We start from the raw sequence: 18,374 nt of genomic DNA on the forward strand, positions 1-18,374 counted from the left end.
CTTACGCGCCGCGCCGCCGGCCGTAATAAAACCCCACCAGCAAGGCACCCTGTCCCAGCGCAGGGATCCACAGTGGCCATACAGAGAAATACTCCTTCGCGAGCAGCCACATGTATGCACTCGGGAGCCAGCCGACAAAGAACAGCGCGCCACGTGATGCCTCGGGCAAAAACGCCATCTTCGTACTAAATACCGCCGCACACAGCAGATACCAGCCGAATACAGCCCAGAACGCACGCGCGCCGTTGGGTCGCCGCGTCGCCTGATGTTTCCCAAGCAGCGCCAGCGACAGCCCTTCCAGAAACAACAGTACGGCGATACCGACGTTCGCTGAGGCGAAGGTGCGCATCACGCCGGAAAGCGCGATATCCGCCACCACACTGTATACCTGCGCCAGTAATGGCGCCCCTATCAGCGAGACGAGCAGCGCGCCCACCCATGTCGTTTTCCTGGTCATCCTTGCCTTCGCACCCATAAAAAAACCAGAGTGTCCCCACTCTGGTTGTGTTGATAACCCCGCGATCTTACAGCCGAACGGGCGAAATGTGCCAGATATTTTCGGCATACTCCTGAATGGTACGGTCAGACGAGAAGTACCCCATGTTGGCGATATTGTGCATCGCGCGCGTGGTCCATACCTCCGGCTGCAGATAAAGTTCATCGACCTTATCCTGGCAATCCACGTAGCTGCGGTAATCCGCCAGCACCTGATAGTGATCGCCGAAGTTAATCAGCGAATCCACCAGATCCCGGTAGCGTCCCGGCTCGTCAGGGCTGAAGACGCCAGTGCCAATTTGTGTTAACACCTCACGCAGCTCTTCATCTTTCTCGTAGAAATCACGCGGTTTATAGCCCGCGCGGCGCAGTTCCTCAACCTCATCAGCCGTGTTGCCGAAGATAAAGATATTCTCTTCACCGACGTGCTCCTGCATCTCTACGTTCGCGCCATCCAGCGTACCGATGGTTAACGCGCCGTTCAGCGCAAACTTCATGTTACTGGTGCCGGAGGCTTCGGTTCCCGCGAGCGAAATTTGCTCGGAGAGATCGGCCGCCGGAATGATGAGCTGCGCCAGACTTACGCTGTAGTTCGGGATAAACACCACCTTCAGCCGATCCTTCACCTGCGGATCGTTGTTGATGACCTTCGCCACATCGTTGATCAGGTGAATAATGTGCTTCGCCATGTAATAGGCCGAGGCGGCTTTACCGGCGAAAATGTTAACCCTCGGCACCCATGCGGCCTCTGGATCGGCCTTGATGCGGTTGTAGCGCGTAATCACATGCAGCACATTCATCAACTGACGTTTGTACTCGTGGATACGTTTGATTTGCACATCAAACAGCGCTTTCGGGTTTACCACCACATTCAGGTGCTGCGCGATGTAAATCGCGAGCCGTTTTTTGTTCTCAAGCTTCGCCTCGCGCACCTGCTGGTTCACCGTCGGGTAGTCGATATGCTGCTCAAGCTCACTCAACTGGCTAAGATCGGTGCGCCAGGTCCGGCCGATATTGTCATCAAGCACGTCCGAGAGCGCCGGGTTCGCGAGCGCCAGCCAGCGGCGCGGCGTCACGCCGTTGGTGACGTTTAAGAAGCGCATCGGGAAGATCTTCGCGAAGTCGGCGAACAGCGACTGAACCATCAGGTTGGAGTGAAGCTCTGATACCCCGTTGACCTTGTGGCTGATAATGACCGCAAGCCACGCCATACGCACGCGGCGACCGCTGGATTCGTCGATAATCGACACGCGGCTTAACAGCCCGGTATCGTTCGGGTACTGCTCCTGAACGGTACGCAGGAAGTAGTCGTTAATTTCAAAAATGATTTGCAGATGGCGCGGCAGGATCTTGCCAAGCATATCCACAGGCCAGGTTTCCAGCGCCTCGCTCATCAGCGTGTGGTTGGTATATGAGAACACCTGGCAGGTCACTTCAAACGCCTCATCCCAACTGAACTTATGCTCATCAATAAGCAAACGCATCAGTTCCGGAATCGACAGCACCGGGTGGGTATCGTTGAGGTGAATCGCCACCTTCTGCGCCAGATTGGCGTAGGTTTTATGCAACATAAAGTGGCGGCTTAAAATGTCCTGCACCGTCGCAGAAACCAGGAAGTATTCCTGACGCAGACGCAGTTCACGCCCGGAATAGGTGGAGTCATCCGGGTAGAGCACGCGCGACACGTTTTCGGAGTGGTTTTTATCTTCCACTGCCGCGAAGTAGTCGCCCTGGTTAAATTTACCCAGGTTGATTGCGCTACTCGCCTGCGCGCTCCAGAGCCGCAGCGTGTTGGTGGCATCAGTGTCATAGCCTGGGATGATTTGATCAGAGGCCACCGCGATAATCTCTTCGGTTTCCACCCAGCGGGTCTTTTTCCCCTCCTGCTGGATGCGTCCGCCGAAACGCACTTTATAGCGCGTGTTATGGCGCTGGAACTCCCACGGGTTGCCATATTCCAGCCAGTAATCCGGAGATTCCTTCTGCCGGCCATCGACAATATTCTGCTTAAACATGCCGTAGTCGTAGCGGATGCCGTAGCCGCGCCCGGGCAGGCCAAGCGTTGCCAGGGAATCCAGGAAGCAGGCCGCAAGACGCCCGAGCCCGCCGTTACCGAGACCGGGGTCGTTCTCTTCGTCGATGAGCTCTTCCAGACTCAGGCCCATTCCTTCCAGCGCGTCCTGCACATCTTCGTAGATACCGAGCGACAGCAGCGCGTTAGACAACGTGCGGCCAATCAGAAACTCCATCGACAAATAGTAGACCTGGCGCACTTCCTGCGAAAGTTGCGCACGGTTAGAGCGCAGCCAGCGTTCCACCATGCGGTCACGTACCGCAAACAGCGTGGCGTTCAGCCACTCATGTTTGTTGGCAATGGCCGGATCTTTACCGATGGTGAACATCAGCTTATAGGCGATAGAGTGTTTTAACGCCTCCACGCTGAGAGTTGGCGACGCATAGCTAAAGGGTTCATTCATCGACGTGTTCCTTTACAACAAGCGTTGATAAAGTTCGCGGTAAGATTTCGCCGCGACCTGCCAGCTAAAGTCCATCCCCATGGCCTGGCGCTGAACAAAACGCCAGAGAGACGGACGGGACCACAATACGAACGCGCGCCGGATAGCCCGTAACAGCGCCAGAGCGTTACTGTCTTCAAACACAAAACCGCTGGCGATGCCGTCCGCGAGGTTTTCAAGCGAACTGTCGGAGACCGTATCGGCAAGCCCGCCCGTTCGGCGCACCAGCGGCAGCGTGCCATATTTCAGGCCGTAGAGCTGCGTCAGCCCGCATGGCTCAAAGCGGCTCGGCACCAGAATCACATCCGCGCCACCCATAATGCGGTGCGAGAACGCCTCGTGATAACCAATTTGTACGCCAACCTGCCCTGGATGTTCGGCGGCGGCAGCGAGGAAGCCCTCCTGCAAGACCGGATCGCCCGCGCCGAGCAGCGCTAACTGACCGCCCTGCTCCAGCAGCCCCGGCAGCGCCTCCAGCACCAGATCCAGCCCTTTCTGGCTGGTCAGTCGGCTGACTACGGCAAACAGCGGCGCTTTATCGTTCACCTTCAGGCCCATCGCGATTTGCAGCTGCCGTTTGTTCTCCGCTTTCTCTTCAAGCGTATCGCGGGTATAACGCGACGCCAGAAGCAGGTCGTGCGCCGGGTTCCAGATATTCTCATCCACGCCGTTCAGAATGCCCGACAGCCGCCCTTCGCTGTGGCGCTGTTTGAGCAGCCCTTCCAGCCCGTATGAGAACTGCGGCTCGGTTATCTCTCGCGCGTAGGTCGGGCTGACGGCCGTAATATGATCGGCATAGTAAAGCCCGGCCTTAAGGAACGAGATCTCGCCGTTGAACTCCAGTCCATTCATGTTAAACATCGACCATGGCAATCCGATGTCATCCATGTGGTGGGCATAAAACATGCCTTTGTAGGCGAGGTTATGCACGGTAAACACCGATTTCGCCGGCCGCCCGCGCGCCGCCAGATACGCAGGCGTCAGGCCCGCGTGCCAGTCATGCGCGTGTACGATGTCAGGACGCCAGAACGGATCCAGCCCTGCCGCCATTTCGCTGCCCACCCAGCCCAGCAGGGCGAAGCGAATCACGTTATCGGCATAGGCATAGAGGTTAGTGTCGTGATAAGGGCTGCCCGGACGGTCATAGAGATGCGGCGCATCGATAAGATAGATACCGACGCCGTTAAAATGTCCGTATAACAAAGAGATACGCCCAGCGAAAGTGTCGCGACGTGTGATCACTTTGGCATCCGCGACTCCACGACGGAGATCGGGGAAGCCCGGCAGTAACACGCGGGTATCCACACCTTCGGCAATCTGCGCAGCAGGCAACGCGCCGAGGACATCCGCCAGTCCACCGGTTTTCAGCAGCGGAAAAAGTTCAGAACATACATGTAAGACCTGCATTATCTCTCCCGTTGAATGTCACAGCGCAACAGGCGCGCCGAACGCGAAACATCACGCGCGGAAACCATCATCCGTGCGCACTTAATCCTTGTGCGACTCACGCTGACAAACGCGCCAGCATGTCGCGGGTCACCAATACAATTCCCTCTTCGGAACGGTAGAAACGGCGAGCATCCTCTTCGGCGTTTTCGCCAATCACCATGCCTTCAGGGATAACACAGGCCCGGTCGATAATGCAGCGACGCAGGCGGCAGGAGCGGCCCACCCAGACATCAGGCAGCAGCACTGCAGAATCAATATTGCAAAACGAGTTCACGCGCACGCGCGGGAACAACACCGACTGCACCACCACCGATCCGGAAATAATGCAGCCGCCGGACACCAGCGAGTTCAGCGTCATGCCGTGGCTGCCAGAGCGGTCCTGCACAAATTTAGCCGGTGGCAGCGACTCCATATGCGTGCGGATAGGCCAGTCCTGGTCGTACATATCAAGCTCTGGCGTCACCGAGGCGAGATCAAGATTCGCCTTCCAGTACGCCTCCAGCGTCCCTACGTCGCGCCAGTACGGCTCCGCGTTCGGATCGGACTGTACGCACGAGAGCGGGAACGGATGCGCATAGGCTTCACCGCTGTATGTCACTTTCGGGATAATGTCTTTACCGAAGTCGTGGCTTGAGGATTCGTTTTTGTCATCCTCTTCCAGCAACTCATAAAGATAGTCAGCATCAAAAATATAGATGCCCATGCTGGCGAGCGCCTTAGTATCGTCACCGGGCATAGACGGCGGGTTCGCGGGTTTTTCCACGAAGTCGATAACTTTGCTGTTTTCATCCACCGCCATGACACCGAACGCGCGGGCCTCGGCAACCGGCACCGGCAAGCAGGCCACCGTACAACGCGCGCCTTTTTCGACGTGGTCGATAAGCATGCGCGAGTAGTCCTGCTTGTAGATATGATCGCCTGCGAGGATGACCACATATTCCGCTTTATAGCGTCGGATGATATCGAGGTTCTGGGTCACGGCATCTGCGGTGCCGCGATACCAGGTTTCGCCATGCACGCGCTGCTGCGCCGGCAGGAGATCGACAAACTCGTTCATCTCTTCACTAAAGAACGACCACCCGCGCTGGATATGCTGCACCAGCGTATGGGACTGGTACTGCGTGATAACCCCGATACGACGAATGCCGGAGTTAATGCAGTTCGACAGTGCGAAGTCGATAATGCGGAACTTACCGCCGAAATGAACAGCGGGCTTGGCGCGGGTCGCGGTCAGATCTTTCAACCGCGTACCGCGACCGCCAGCCAGGATCAGCGCCACGGATTTCAATGGCAACTGCCTTGCCAGCATCAACGGATCTTTCTTTTCAAGCCTGACCATGACGAACTCCTGTTTATGACTTCTGGAATACGCACACGCCGTGCGCAGGGCTATGCCATACAGCCATGACAACCGGATTATCCTCTCCGGCAAACGGAGGAACGGCGCGCCACTCCCCTTCAGGTAAAACGATTTCGTTCATTTCATCGCTGCCGTTAAGGGTAACAAGCCAGCGATCGGACAAGAGGATTTGCAGTAGGCGTGCGCCGCTGTGCCAGTCCTCAGGCCGCATCGGCGCGCCCGCGGCGTTAAGCCAGCGAACATTGCCGTCGTTCTCTTCCCACCACTGCGAAGCCGTTAAGGCCGGAATTTGCTTGCGCAGGCGGATAAGGGCGGCGGTAAACGCGATAAGCCCCTCGTCAGCGTGCGACCAGTCAAACCAGGTCAGTTCGTTATCCTGGCAATACGCATTGTTATTGCCATGCTGGCTGTGGCCATGTTCATCGCCCGCCAGCAGCATCGGCGTCCCCTGCGCGAGCAGCAGCGACGTTAATAACGCGTGTACGCTTGCGCGCCGCGCCGCCTGGATGGCCTCCCCACCGCCGGGGCCCTCATGCCCATGATTATTGCTATGGTTTTCCCACGCGCCATCGCGGTTATCTTCGCCGTTGGCTTCGTTATGCTTGCCGTTAAACGACAGGCAATCGCGAAGCGTAAAACCATCGTGCGCCGTCACCAGATTAACGCTCGCCCATGGTGCGCGCGCGCTGCGGCGGTACACATCCGCCGATGCGGCAAAGCGGGTGGCGAACTCGCCGACACCCGATTCACGGCGTAGCCAGAAGCGGCGCATATCGTCGCGAAATCGGTCGTTCCACTCGGCCAACTGCGGCGGGTAGTTGCCCACCTGATAGCCGCCAGGGCCGATATCCCACGGCTCGACGATAAGTTTTACCGCCGAGAGTGACGGATCGCGGCGCATCGCCTCAAAGAGCGGCGCATCCTGACGAAATTCCGGCGTGCGTCCCATCACGGTTGCCAGATCGAACCGGAAACCATCGACATGACACTGCTCAACCCAGAATTTCAGGCAGCCGATGGCATATTCCACCACCGACGGATGGCTCAGGTTCAGCGTGTTGCCGCAACCGGTCCAGTTGTGGTAATCGCCGTGGTCCTGTATCCAATAATAGCTACGGTTATCAATTCCGCGCAGGGAGAAGGTCGGTCCTTCCAGATCCAGTTCGGCGCTGTGGTTGAGCACGATATCGAGAATGACCTCAATACCCGCCTTGTGCAGCGCTTTCACCGCATCGCGAAATTCATTAAGCGCCGCCTGCGGCGCGGGTGTAGAGGCATAGCGCGTCTCTACTGCCCAGAGTGCCAGCGGGTTATAGCCCCAGTAATTCGCAAGCCCCAGACGTTGCAGGCGCGGTTCACTGCAAAATTTCGCGACGGGTTGCAGCTCAAGCGCCGTAATGCCGAGCCGCTGGAAATACGCAATCATCGCCGGGTGGCCAAGCGCGGCGTAGGTGCCACGCAGCGCAGACGGGATATCCGGGTGCAGGCGCGTTAAACCGCGCACGTGCGCCTCGTAAATCACCGTGTCGCCCCATGCCGTTGCGGGCGATGCGTCGTCTTCCCAGTCGTAATAGTCGTCCATCACCACCGCTTTGGGCATCACGTCGCGGTTATCGGCAGGGTCTGGCGTCTCAATGCCGCCATACAGGCGCGGATCGTCCGCCACATCCCCTTCCACGCCGCGCGCACACGGGTCTAGCAGCAGTTTGGCCGGATTAAAGCGATGCCCCTGCGCCGGGTCCCATGGGCCATGCACCCGGTAGCCGTAGCGCAAGCCAGGCCGCGCGCCAGGCAGATAGCCGTGCCAGATATCGCCGCTGCGCGCAGGCAGTGCGTAACGCAATTCGTTGCCGCTGTCGTCAAACACGCACAGCTCCACCCTATCCGCATGGGCGGAAAACAGCGTGAAATTCACGCCTGCGCCATCAAACCAGGCGCCGGATGGGGTAGGACGGCCTGCGTTAAGCTGCATTGTCTCCCTCTCTGACCAGCCAGATAGTGGCAAGCGGCGGCAGCGTCAGGGCGAGCGAGTTATCGCGCCCGTGGCTTGGGATAGCCTCACTGCGTACCTTGCCGCCGTTGCCGTTATTGCTGCCGTGATAGTGCTGCGAATCGGTATTGAGGATTTCGCGCCACTCACCTGGCTGGTTAATGCCAAAGCGATAGTCGTGGCGAACCACCGGCGTAAAGTTGCTGGCGACGATAATTTCGTTCCCCTGCGAATCGCGGCGAGTAAAGATAAATACGGAGTTTTGGTTATCCTCTACCACCAACCATTCGAAGCCGTAAGGATCGAAATCAAGTTCGTGCAGCGCTTTATGCTGCCGGTAAGTGGAATTGAGATCGCGCACCAGTCTTTGCACGCCGTGGTGCCAGTTGTCGTCGCCTTCCAGCAGATGCCAGTCAAGGCTCGCGTCGTGGTTCCACTCGCGCCCCTGCGCAAACTCGTTGCCCATAAACAGCAGTTTTTTGCCCGGGAAGCCCCACATCCAGCCGTAGTAGGCGCGCAGGTTGGCAAATTTCTGCCACGCGTCGCCCGGCATGCGGTCGAGAATCGATTTTTTGCCATGGACCACTTCATCGTGTGACAGCGGCAGCACGAAGTTTTCGGTGTAGTTGTAAATCATCCCGAAGGTCATTTTGTGGTGATGGTACTGGCGAAAGACCGGATCAAGCTTCATGTAGTCGAGCGTGTCGTGCATCCAGCCCAGGTTCCACTTGTACCAGAAGCCCAGCCCGCCCGTGGATGATGGACGGGAGACGCCGGGAAAATCGGTCGACTCTTCTGCCATCGTCACCGCGCCGTTCACCTGCTCGCCGATGATGCGGTTGGTGTTGCGCAGAAACTCCATCGCCTCAAGGTTTTCACGTCCGCCGTACTGGTTCGGGATCCACTCGCCCTCTTTGCGGCTGTAGTCGCGATAAATCATGGAGGCGACGGCGTCCACGCGCAGGGCGTCGATGCCAAAACGCTCCGTCCAGTACAGTGCGTTGCCTACCAGGAAGTTGCTCACCTCACGGCGGCCATAGTTGTAAATCAGCGTGTTCCAGTCCTGGTGATACCCTTCGCGCGGGTCGCCGTGCTCGTAAAGCGCCGTGCCGTCAAAATTCGCCAGTGCGAAATCATCGGACGGGAAATGCCCCGGCACCCAGTCGAGAATAACGTTCAGCCCAGCCGCATGGGCCGCGTTGATGAAATAACGGAACTCTTCACGCGTGCCGAAACGGCGGGTCGGCGCATACAGCCCGGTGGGCTGATAACCCCAGCTACCGTCAAACGGATGCTCGTTTACCGGCAGGAGTTCGATATGGGTAAAGCCCATCCACTTCACGTAAGGGATAAGCTGGTCGGCCAGCTCCCGGTAACTCAGCCAGAAATTGTTATCCGTGTGGCGTCGCCAGGAGCCGAGATGCACTTCATAAATAGAAATGGGCGCGTCGAAACGGTTAGCGTCCTGACGTGCCGTGTTCGGATCCACTTTTTCGGGCAGGCCGCAGATAAGCGATGCGGTTTCCGGGCGCATTTGCGCCTCAAACGCATACGGGTCGGATTTCATGCGCAGGTGGCCGTTTGCGTCGATCATCTCGTATTTATAGAGCTGACCGTTGTGCGCACCAGGGATGAACAGCTCCCAGATGCCGCTCTCTTTACGCAGACGCATCGGGTGGCGGCGTCCATCCCAGTAGTTAAACTGACCCACCACGGAAACGCGCTGCGCATTCGGCGCCCAGACGGAAAAACGCGTGCCGGTAACGCCGTCCATCGTATCGGGATGCGCGCCGAGCGTTTCATAGGGACGCAGGTGTGTACCTTCAGACAGCAGCCAGACATCCAGCTCCTGCAAAAGCGGCCCGAAGCGGTAAGGGTCATCAATCAGATTTTGCTGCCCGTGCCAGTTCACGGCCAGCTGATAGCGAAACGGGTTTTTACGACGCGGCACCACGCCGCTGAAGAAACCACGAGAATCCAGACACTCAAGCTTACCCACTTTACGCCCGGTTTTAGGTTCAATGACCCACACATCAGTGGCGTCGGGAAGCAGCGCGCGGACTTCAATTCCGGCGTCGGTGGTGTGCATGCCCAGAACGGAGAAAGGATCCGAAAAATGGCCCGCAATCAGCGCATTAATCACGTCTCTTGAGACACGATCAGACATGGTTATCATCCTGTTTATTTGGTGCCGCCCCATTCCAGCCTTACGCCTGCGCGTCCGGTAGCGACACTCTTAATGACCTGAACGGGCAGAGCCTGAAGGATTCCTGTAGCTGCGCCGTTCCACCTGGAAGTATGACGAGAAGACCCCCGCCTTATGCTAAGCATAGCCAGGGGATTCTGTTATCCCTGAGAAAATATGAAACAATCGGCTTTTCTTTAGTGACGGACATAAAAAAAAGAGCGCCGAAGCGCTCTTTTTTATCGTTATGCCAGCTGGCGTAGCATACGCCGCAGCGGTTCGGCGGCCCCCCAGAGGAGCTGATCACCAACCGTGAACGCCGAAAGGTACTCCGGCCCCATGTTGAGTTTGCGCAGACGTCCGACCGGCGTACTGAGCGTGCCCGTGACGGCCGCAGGCGTCAGTTCGCGCACGGTAATGTCGCGGTCGTTCGGGATCACTTTGACCCAGTCGTTATGGCCCGCCAGCAGCGATTCGATGGTCTGCACTGACACATCTTTTTTCAGCTTCAGCGTGAAGGCCTGGCTGTGGCAGCGCAGCGCGCCGATACGCACGCACAGACCGTCTACCGGAATGGTGGTCGCGGTGCCGAGAATTTTGTTGGTCTCAGCCTGGCCTTTCCACTCTTCGCGGCTCTGGCCGTTATCGAGCTGTTTATCGATCCACGGGATAAGCCCGCCCGCCAGCGGTACGCCGAAATTATCGACCGGCAATTCACCGCTGCGGGTAAGCGCCGTGACTTTACGCTCGATATCGAGGATAGCGGAAGCCGGGTCGGCCAGTTCCGTCGCCACGTGCTGTTGCAACAGGCCCATCTGGGTCAGCAGTTCGCGCATATGCCGCGCGCCGCCGCCGGACGCCGCCTGGTAGGTCGCGACCGAGGCCCACTCCACCAGATTTTCAGCAAACAGGCCGCCAAGCGACATCAGCATCAGGCTGACGGTACAGTTGCCGCCGACAAACGTTTTCACGCCGTTGTTCAGGCCCTCGGTGATCACATGCTGGTTTACCGGGTCGAGGATAATAATGGCGTCGTCTTTCATGCGCAGCGACGAGGCCGCATCAATCCAGTACCCCTGCCAGCCGCTTTCACGGAGCTTTGGATAGATTTCGTTGGTATAATCGCCGCCCTGGCAGGTCACGATAATGTCCAGCGCCTTCAGCGCCTCCAGATCGTAAGCGTCCTGAAGCGTGCCGCCGCCCTGCGCGCCAAAGGCGGGGGCGGGCTGGCCGAGCTGGGAAGTAGAGAAAAAGACAGGACGAATGGCGTCGAAATCGCGCTCTTCCACCATGCGCTGCATGAGTACAGAGCCGACCATACCGCGCCAGCCGATAAAACCAACATTTTTCATAACCCGTGTTCCTGCGAGATGTGCTTTGTGTGCGTGTCGGGAGAGCCCCGGAGATACTTTCACCATACAAAATGCAGCTAAAGTGGCAAGTGAAATTAATCAATGATCGCCTGAACATCAGAAACAGAGCTAATCAGGCGTCGCGTTTACCGTTATCAGGACTCTTTTCATGAATGACATATTTTCCGCCGCCGTCCTGCTGATCCTGATTATGGATCCGCTGGGCAACCTGCCGATTTTCATGTCGGTGCTCAAGCATACCGAGCCGAAACGCCGCCGGGCGATTATGGTGCGCGAGCTGTTTATCGCGCTCCTGCTGATGCTTATCTTCTTATTTGCGGGCGAGAACATCCTCGCGTTCCTGAACCTGCGCGCGGAAACCGTCTCGATTTCCGGCGGCATTATTCTCTTCCTTATTGCTATCAAAATGATTTTTCCCAGTCAGGAAGGCAACAGTACCGGCCTGCCCGCGGGTGAAGAGCCGTTTATCGTGCCGCTGGCCATTCCGCTGGTGGCGGGCCCGACACTGCTCGCCACCCTGATGCTGCTTTCGCACCAGTACCCGAATCAAATGGGGCATCTGGTTATCGCGTTGCTGCTCGCCTGGGGCGGCACGTTTGTCATCCTGTTGCAGTCGTCGCTGTTCCTGCGCCTGCTTGGCGAAAAAGGCGTGAATGCGCTGGAGCGCCTGATGGGCCTGGTGCTGGTCATGCTCGCCACCCAGATGTTCCTGGACGGCATACGAGCGTGGATGAAGGGTTAGGCGTCTTTTTTATCCGCTTTATCGATGTTGCATCAGCGGTGACACCAGAGCGAATAACTGGATACGTCAAAGGGAGTGCATATGCACAAGAGAGCGTGGTTTTACCGGGTCATGCTATTCGCACTCTATGTCTCAGCCCTCGCCGCGTTATTGATTGTCACGGTGGATAAATACGCATGGATGAGCGAAATCGACCCTGCGATTTCATCAGATATGATTATTCGGGATGCCGGGGCGGCCAATGGCGGCGTGACGGCCTTTCTTGCGTTAGTTTTCGCGCTGATCACCCAGGTGTTTTTATACTTTGTTGAGAAAAGCAAACCGTGGAAATTTCTGTCTGCTGTCTGCGTTACGCTCGCTATTCTTATTTATGCGTTACGGTAATACCACGCGCTGACAACCTGTCTGTGACGCCATAAAAAAACCGCCGGTCAGATACCGGCGGTTAATATCGAAAAACGCGTATCAGGAAAGCAGCGTAAACGCGATCATCCCGACAATGGCACCGGTGGTGCCGAGCAGCGTTTCCATCATCGTCCAGGTTTTCAGGGTCTCCCCTTCGGTGGCGCCGGTAAACTTACCGAACAGCCAGAACCCGGCGTCGTTGACGTGGCTCACCACAATCGAGCCACCCGCGATACAAATGGACAGCGCCGCGAGCTGCGCGCCGGAGAAGTGAAGCTGGTCGATAACCGGCATTACCAGTCCTACAGCGGTAAGACAGGCAACCGTCGCGGAGCCCTGAATAATGCGCACCGCCGCCGCCAGCACAAAGCACGTCACTGCGATGGGCAGGCCCATGCCAGTCAGCGCTTCGCCGAGCGCCGGGCCGACGCCGGAATCCACCAGCACCTGTTTAAACACGCCGCCTGCGCCAATGACCAGCAGAATGATGCCCGCCGGTTGCAGCGCCTGGCCGCAGACTGCCATGACTTTCTCTTTTTCCATCCCCTGACGGCGCGCCAGCCCGTAAATCGCCACAAGGCACGCGACCAGAATGGCGGTAAACGGATGGCCGATAAACTCCAGCCATTCGTAGAGCGTCGAGCCCTGCTCGGTAAAGCGCGCGGCGATAGTTTTCAGGCCGACAAGCACCAGCGGCAGCAGGATAAGCGCAAGGCTAAAGCCGAAGGACGGCAGTTTGCCCTCGCCCAGATGCGGCTCGCTGATATCATCAGGGATCTGCAACTCGACGTGACGGCTGATGAAGTTGCCAAAAAGCGGCCCCGCCACCAGCATGCCGGGAATGGCTGCGCACAGACCGATTAAAATCATCCAGCCAAAATCGGCGTGCATCTGCGAGGCGAGCAGCATTGGCGCAGGCCCCGGCAGCAGAAACGCCGCCGCCGCCGCAACCCCTGCAAAAAGCGGGATCACAAGCTTCACCAGATTAGTGCCGGTGTGGCGCGCCATGGAAAATGCAACGCTAATCAACAGCACGATAGCCACTTCAAAGAAGAGCGGCAGCGCGCAGATAAGCCCGGCCAGGCCAATGGCGTAATGCGCGCGGCTGTGGCCGAACGATTTCAGCATCTTGACCGCAATCTGATCGACCGCGCCGGTTTCATGCAATATTTTGCCGAACATCGCCCCCAGCGCCACGACGACCGCCAGAAAGCCGAGCGTGCCGCCCATGCCTTTTTCCATCGTGGCGGCAATTTTATCGAGCGGCATACCGGAGAAAAGCCCGGCGCCGATCGAAACCACCATCAGCGCCACAAAGGCGTGCATACGCGCCTTCATCACTAAAAATAACAGGAGTAAAACGGACCCTACTGCCGTTAAAACGAGGGTTAGTGTATTCACGACTTACTGGCCTTTGTTGATAAGCGCAATCGTGCTGTCGATAACGTCGTCGAGCGACGGGTTGATATCCACAATCAGCACGTCTTTTTCATCTTCCTGCGGGGCCTCCAGCGCTTCGAACTGGGTGACCAGCATTTGCGGCTTGAAGAAGTGCCCTTTGCGCGCGCGCAGGCGGTTTTCGATTACCTCGAAATCGCCTTTCAGCCAGATGAAGGAAAGGTTCGGATTGCCGCTGCGCAGAATGTCGCGATAGCGTTTTTTCAGCGCCGAACAGACGATAAGCGACACTTTGTTGGTGCGCTGCATGGCGAACGCGGCGTCGTTGAGCGCCTGGAGCCACGGCGTACGGTCGTCGTCATTGAGCGGATCGCCGGCCGCCATTTTCATAATATTGCGGCGCGGATGCAGGAAATCGCCATCCAGAAACGCGGCTTTCAGACGATGCGCGACTTCGCTGGCAACAACGGATTTCCCGCTGCCGGAAACGCCCATCAGGATATAAATGTGATGATCATGATTGGTCGTGCTCATTGCAGAACTCCCCCTGGCAAAGGCATTACGGATAATGTTACGGGTAACTGTTAACGGTAACATTGTCTGGCTCACACTGAAAATTAGCAATTCCCGCAGGATCCCAGTGTGAATAAGTGTGAGCTAGCTCAAATTTGTGGGATTAAATCGAGCCACCGGGCGAGAGCGTAAAACCGAGATCGAGCATCTGAGGGGTAACATTTTCGCCGCGGATGCGCGCCAGCAGGCGCTCTGCGCCGATGCGCCCCATGCGCTCGCGCGGCGTGAGTACGCTCGCCAGTTGCGGCTCCATCACCTGCCCGATGTCATGCCCGTGAAAACCGGCAATCGCGATATCATCCGGAATGCGCAGGCCCAGGCGCTGACATTCGAACGCCGCGCCGATCGCAAGGTCGTCGTTGGTGCAGAAAATACTGTCGAGCTGCGGGTACTCCCGACGCGCCTGGCGCAGCAGTTCGCTGCCGGTTGAAAACGACGACGAGTGCTCAACCATCACGCTGTAAGGCGTAAGGCCTGCGTCCAGCATCGCCTGCTCATAGCCTTTCTGTTTCATGATAGTGCGCTCATCCAGACGCGCGCCCAGATACGCCACGTGGCGATGACCGCGCGCGATAATTTCCGCCGTCATCTGGCGGGCGGCATCAAAGTTATCAAACCCGACGGCAATATCGAGGCAGGGCGAGACGCTGTCCATCAGCTCCACAACCGGAATGCCCGCCACCTCAATCATCTTGAGCGTGCGCGGCGTATGGTTGCGCTCGGTTAAAATCAGTCCGTCGATATTCCAGGAGAGCATCGACTCCAGACGCTCTTCTTCCAGCTCCGGCTTATAGCCGTAATGGGCGAGCATAGTCTGATAACCGTGCGCGTCGATGACGCTTTCAATACCGCGCAGGACTTCCGCAAATACCTGGTTGGTAAGCGACGGCAGGAGCACGCCGATGGCGCGGCTGGTCGCGTTGGAGAGAATATCCGGCGCGCGGTTGGGAATGTAGCCAAGCTCATCAAGCGCCGCCGCGATTTTACTGCGCAGCGCCAGCGATACCTGCTCGGGGTTGCGCAGGTAGCGGCTGATGGTCATTTTGGTTACGCCGACGCGATCGGCCACATCCTGGAGTACCGGTCTTCTCTTTTTCATCGTCCTGAAGGGGGGATAAGGTCATGGGTAATAACCAGTTTATCACGGACGCGCAACAACCTTCCCCTGTTTAGAGGAAGGTTGCGAGTAAGGTTAAGGATTTATCAGACCGGCGGCAGGTCGAACAGCAGGATTTCGCTGTCACTGTCGGCGTGGATGGCCAGGTTTGCTTCGTCCCAGATAGCCAGGCCGTCACTGGTAGTCGCGCGGGTGCCGTTAATGGTCACTTCGCCTTTCACGACCTGAATCCAGACGCGGCGGCCTTCAGCGGGCGCATACTGCCCGTCTTCGCCATTGAGCAGCGCCCAGCGCGACAGTTCCATATCCTGATGCACTTTCAGCGAACCGTCGCGAGCATCCGGGGACAGCACCAGCTGGCGGCCCTGCGCGGCGTCAAAGCGACGCTGTTCGTAGCGCGGCTCAATGCCGTTTTCAGATGGAATGATCCAGATCTGGTACAGGCGCAAACGCTCGGTGGCGCTCGGGTTGTATTCCGAGTGGCGCACCCCGGTACCGGCGCTCATTATCTGAAACTCACCGGCAGGCACCTGCTCTTTGTTACCCATGCTGTCCTGATGTTCCACAGCGCCTTCCAGCACATAGGTCAGGATTTCCATATCTTTATGCGGGTGAGTACCGAAGCCCTGACCGGCGTCGATAACGTCGTCGTTAATCACTCGCAGGGCGGAAAAGCCCATGAAATTCGGGTCGTAATAGTTGGCAAAAGAGAAGGTATGCCAGGAATCCAGCCAGCCGTGATTTGCGTGACCGCGTTCGTTTGCTTTGCGTAAATAAATCATGTTGTACCCCCTTAGCGATTTGATGGAGGTAAGTGTGGACCTGTTACGCCGGCGATCATAGAGGGTGAAAATTGACTCCTCTGTTCAAATTTTGTGAACAAGTCCAGAGGAGTCTGTAACCCTTATTTAGCAAGGGTTACCGTGGCAGGTGAGGCCTGCTCGAAACCGCGTTCGAGGATCTCAAGATTGGTGAGCACATCAGATTCTCTGACATAATTTGGCGCGCCGTTAACAAGCGTGTCATATAACGCGTCATAGACGCGACCATAGTCGCCCGGCACCGGTTTTATCTCTTCATGCACCGTTTCGCCGCGCTCGTTGACATACTCCAGCCGCCCGATACTTTCATCCGCCGCAAAGTCCGGTTCGCCTGGCATAACGCCCGCTTTCAGGCTGGTCTCCTGCTGGTCGATACCGTATTTGATAAACGAGCCTTTTTTGCCGTGGACGATAAATTTCGGGTAATCGATTTTGACGTAATGGCTGGTCTTCACGATGGCTTTCAGATCGCCATAGAAAAGCTGCGCCTCGAACGTATCATCCGGGTTGGCTTTGTTGCGCAGGCTGCGGATGTCATAGCTCACATGATCCGGGCGGCCAAATAACGAAATAATCTGATCCATCGTATGTACGCCGAGGCCGAAAAACATGCCGTCTTCCGGCAGGCCGGGCTTGGTTTCCGCCTCCGGACGGTAATAATCGAAATGGCTTTCGATCTCGACAATCTCGCCGAGCTTACCGCTCTCAATCACTTCACGCGTCGTCAGAAAACAGGAGTCGAAGCGGCGGTTCTGATACGGCGTGACCACCAGGCCTTTGCTTTTGGCAAGATCCAGCAGCAGGCGCGCGTCTGCAACGCTTGTCGTGAAGGGTTTTTCCACCAGCACGTTTTTGCCCGCCTCCAGCGCGCGTTTCGCGTAGTCGAAATGGCTGTCAGCATGGGTACAAATCACCACAATCTTTACCGAATCATCGTTAAAAATGTCATCAAGATCGCTGGTGAAATGGATGTGTTGATAACGCGGGTGGCTCTCCAGCTCCGGTCTGGAATGACGGCGGAAGATATGCGCGACGTGAAAGTTCTCTTTGCGGTTTAGTACATAGGGAAGATGGTAGCGAGTGGTGCTTTTGCCAAAGCCAATAAAAGCGCAGTTAATCGTCATTGCCCGATCCTTATAGCGAGTTAAAGCGTTGGTTTAACCATAGATCATCAGGCAAAAAAAAAGCCAGCACCCGGCTGGCTAAGAAATACTGGAAGCAATGTGAGCAATGTCGTGCTTTCAGGATGATTCCGTTGGGGGTTCTCCCTGAACGCATGACAATAATAATCATTATCATTCGCATGTGTCCAGCCTTTTTTGAAAAAAATTTGGGAATTGACCAACCAGAAAAAACCATTGATGTTGAAAGGATTACGATAACGGGGGTCTCGTGGAGCGGGAAGCCGTGCACGTCCGCTTGCTTGATCTCTGACCACTGCGGGAGAGCGCCATGAATGACATAGTAATAAGACACGCAGAAGCTGACGACGCGCAGGCGTTGCACGCTATCCATACGCTGCCGGAAATCATCCATAACACGCTGCAAATCCCGCATCCGTCTCTCGCGATGTGGCGCGACCGGCTTGGCGCGCCGCTGCCGGGCCGGCGTCAGTTGGTCGCGTGCATTGACGATAAGGTTGTAGGCCACCTGGCTTTAACGGTGGAGCAAAACCCGCGCCGCAGTCACGTGGCGACCTTTGGCATGAGCGTCCATCCGGCGTGGCGTAACCGCGGCGTGGCCTCGGCGTTGATACGTGAAATGGTGAACCTGTGTGACAACTGGTTGCGTATCGATCGCATTGAACTGACGGTGTTTGTTGATAACGCACCCGCATTGGCGGTGTACCGCAAATTCGGGTTTGAGACGGAAGGCACCGGCGCGCGTTACGGTCTGCGCGACGGCGATTATGTGGATGCGTATTTTATGGCGCGGATGAGGCCGGTTTAA

At 57.1% G+C, this 18,374-nt stretch carries 15 protein-coding genes; 3 read left to right on the forward strand and 12 right to left on the reverse strand.

Features of this window, described 5'->3' with window-relative positions; translation table 11 throughout:
• Position 1 precedes the first annotated feature (1 nt).
• From AFK62_RS18695 to asd, 7 genes are all read right to left on the reverse strand, one after another.
• Positions 2-457, reverse strand: a complete 456-nt coding sequence (locus AFK62_RS18695) for a hypothetical protein (protein ID WP_053532077.1) — start codon at positions 455-457, stop codon at positions 2-4.
• A 67-nt stretch (positions 458-524) separates the two neighbouring features.
• Positions 525-2,972 carry a glycogen phosphorylase gene (gene glgP / locus AFK62_RS18700; protein ID WP_007671785.1) on the reverse strand — a complete coding sequence of 816 codons (2,448 nt, stop codon included), beginning with the start codon at positions 2,970-2,972 and terminating at the stop codon, positions 525-527.
• Positions 2,973-2,984: 12 nt separating this feature from the next.
• Positions 2,985-4,418 (reverse strand): glycogen synthase GlgA, encoded by a 1,434-nt coding sequence (gene glgA / locus AFK62_RS18705; protein WP_007671783.1) that lies wholly within the window; start codon positions 4,416-4,418, stop codon positions 2,985-2,987.
• Positions 4,419-4,515: 97 nt separating this feature from the next.
• Positions 4,516-5,799: a glucose-1-phosphate adenylyltransferase gene (glgC, locus tag AFK62_RS18710; protein ID WP_004388020.1), complete on the reverse strand. Its 1,284-nt coding sequence runs from the start codon at positions 5,797-5,799 to the stop codon at positions 4,516-4,518.
• Positions 5,800-5,812: 13 nt separating this feature from the next.
• Complete coding sequence (gene glgX / locus AFK62_RS18715) at positions 5,813-7,792, reverse strand: glycogen debranching protein GlgX (protein ID WP_007671780.1); 1,980 nt, start codon at positions 7,790-7,792, stop codon at positions 5,813-5,815.
• Positions 7,782-9,977 (reverse strand): 1,4-alpha-glucan branching enzyme, encoded by a 2,196-nt coding sequence (gene glgB, locus AFK62_RS18720; protein WP_053532078.1) that lies wholly within the window; start codon positions 9,975-9,977, stop codon positions 7,782-7,784. The genes glgX and glgB overlap by 11 nt, the downstream gene beginning before the upstream one ends.
• A gap of 263 nt (positions 9,978-10,240) precedes the next feature.
• A complete protein-coding gene (asd, locus tag AFK62_RS18725; RefSeq protein ID WP_007671776.1) occupies positions 10,241-11,347 on the reverse strand; it encodes an aspartate-semialdehyde dehydrogenase in 1,107 nt (368 codons plus the stop codon).
• A 169-nt stretch (positions 11,348-11,516) separates the two neighbouring features.
• On the opposite strand from asd, the gene AFK62_RS18730 reads away from it, so the two are divergent.
• Both AFK62_RS18730 and AFK62_RS18735 read left to right on the forward strand, forming a co-directional pair.
• Complete coding sequence (locus AFK62_RS18730) at positions 11,517-12,110, forward strand: YhgN family NAAT transporter (RefSeq protein WP_007671774.1); 594 nt, start codon at positions 11,517-11,519, stop codon at positions 12,108-12,110.
• 81 nt (positions 12,111-12,191) lie between these two features.
• Positions 12,192-12,494, forward strand: a complete 303-nt coding sequence (locus AFK62_RS18735) for a hypothetical protein (RefSeq protein ID WP_007671771.1) — start codon at positions 12,192-12,194, stop codon at positions 12,492-12,494.
• Between the two features lie 81 nt (positions 12,495-12,575).
• Here the strand turns inward: AFK62_RS18735 and gntU are convergent, their stop codons facing one another.
• The 5 genes from gntU to AFK62_RS18760 all read right to left on the reverse strand — a co-directional run bounded on the left by gntU (position 12,576) and on the right by AFK62_RS18760 (position 17,548).
• Positions 12,576-13,916, reverse strand: a complete 1,341-nt coding sequence (gntU, locus tag AFK62_RS18740; protein ID WP_032984369.1) for a gluconate transporter — start codon at positions 13,914-13,916, stop codon at positions 12,576-12,578.
• A gap of 3 nt (positions 13,917-13,919) precedes the next feature.
• Positions 13,920-14,447: a gluconokinase gene (gntK, locus tag AFK62_RS18745; RefSeq protein ID WP_007671765.1), complete on the reverse strand. Its 528-nt coding sequence runs from the start codon at positions 14,445-14,447 to the stop codon at positions 13,920-13,922.
• Positions 14,448-14,589: 142 nt separating this feature from the next.
• A complete protein-coding gene (gene gntR / locus AFK62_RS18750) occupies positions 14,590-15,585 on the reverse strand; it encodes a gluconate operon transcriptional repressor GntR (protein WP_007671761.1) in 996 nt (331 codons plus the stop codon).
• 104 nt (positions 15,586-15,689) lie between these two features.
• A complete protein-coding gene (locus AFK62_RS18755) occupies positions 15,690-16,385 on the reverse strand; it encodes a pirin family protein (protein ID WP_007671759.1) in 696 nt (231 codons plus the stop codon).
• 122 nt (positions 16,386-16,507) lie between these two features.
• On the reverse strand, positions 16,508-17,548 hold the full coding sequence (locus AFK62_RS18760) for an oxidoreductase (protein ID WP_007671757.1): 1,041 nt from the start codon (positions 17,546-17,548) through the stop codon (positions 16,508-16,510).
• Positions 17,549-17,876: 328 nt separating this feature from the next.
• Here AFK62_RS18760 and yhhY point away from each other — a divergent pair, with 328 nt between their 5' ends.
• Positions 17,877-18,374, forward strand: coding sequence for an N-acetyltransferase (yhhY, locus tag AFK62_RS18765; RefSeq protein WP_007671755.1), 498 nt, complete (start codon positions 17,877-17,879; stop codon positions 18,372-18,374).

The sequence above is a fragment of the Cronobacter condimenti 1330 genome (assembly GCF_001277255.1).
Taxonomy (GTDB): domain Bacteria; phylum Pseudomonadota; class Gammaproteobacteria; order Enterobacterales; family Enterobacteriaceae; genus Cronobacter; species Cronobacter condimenti.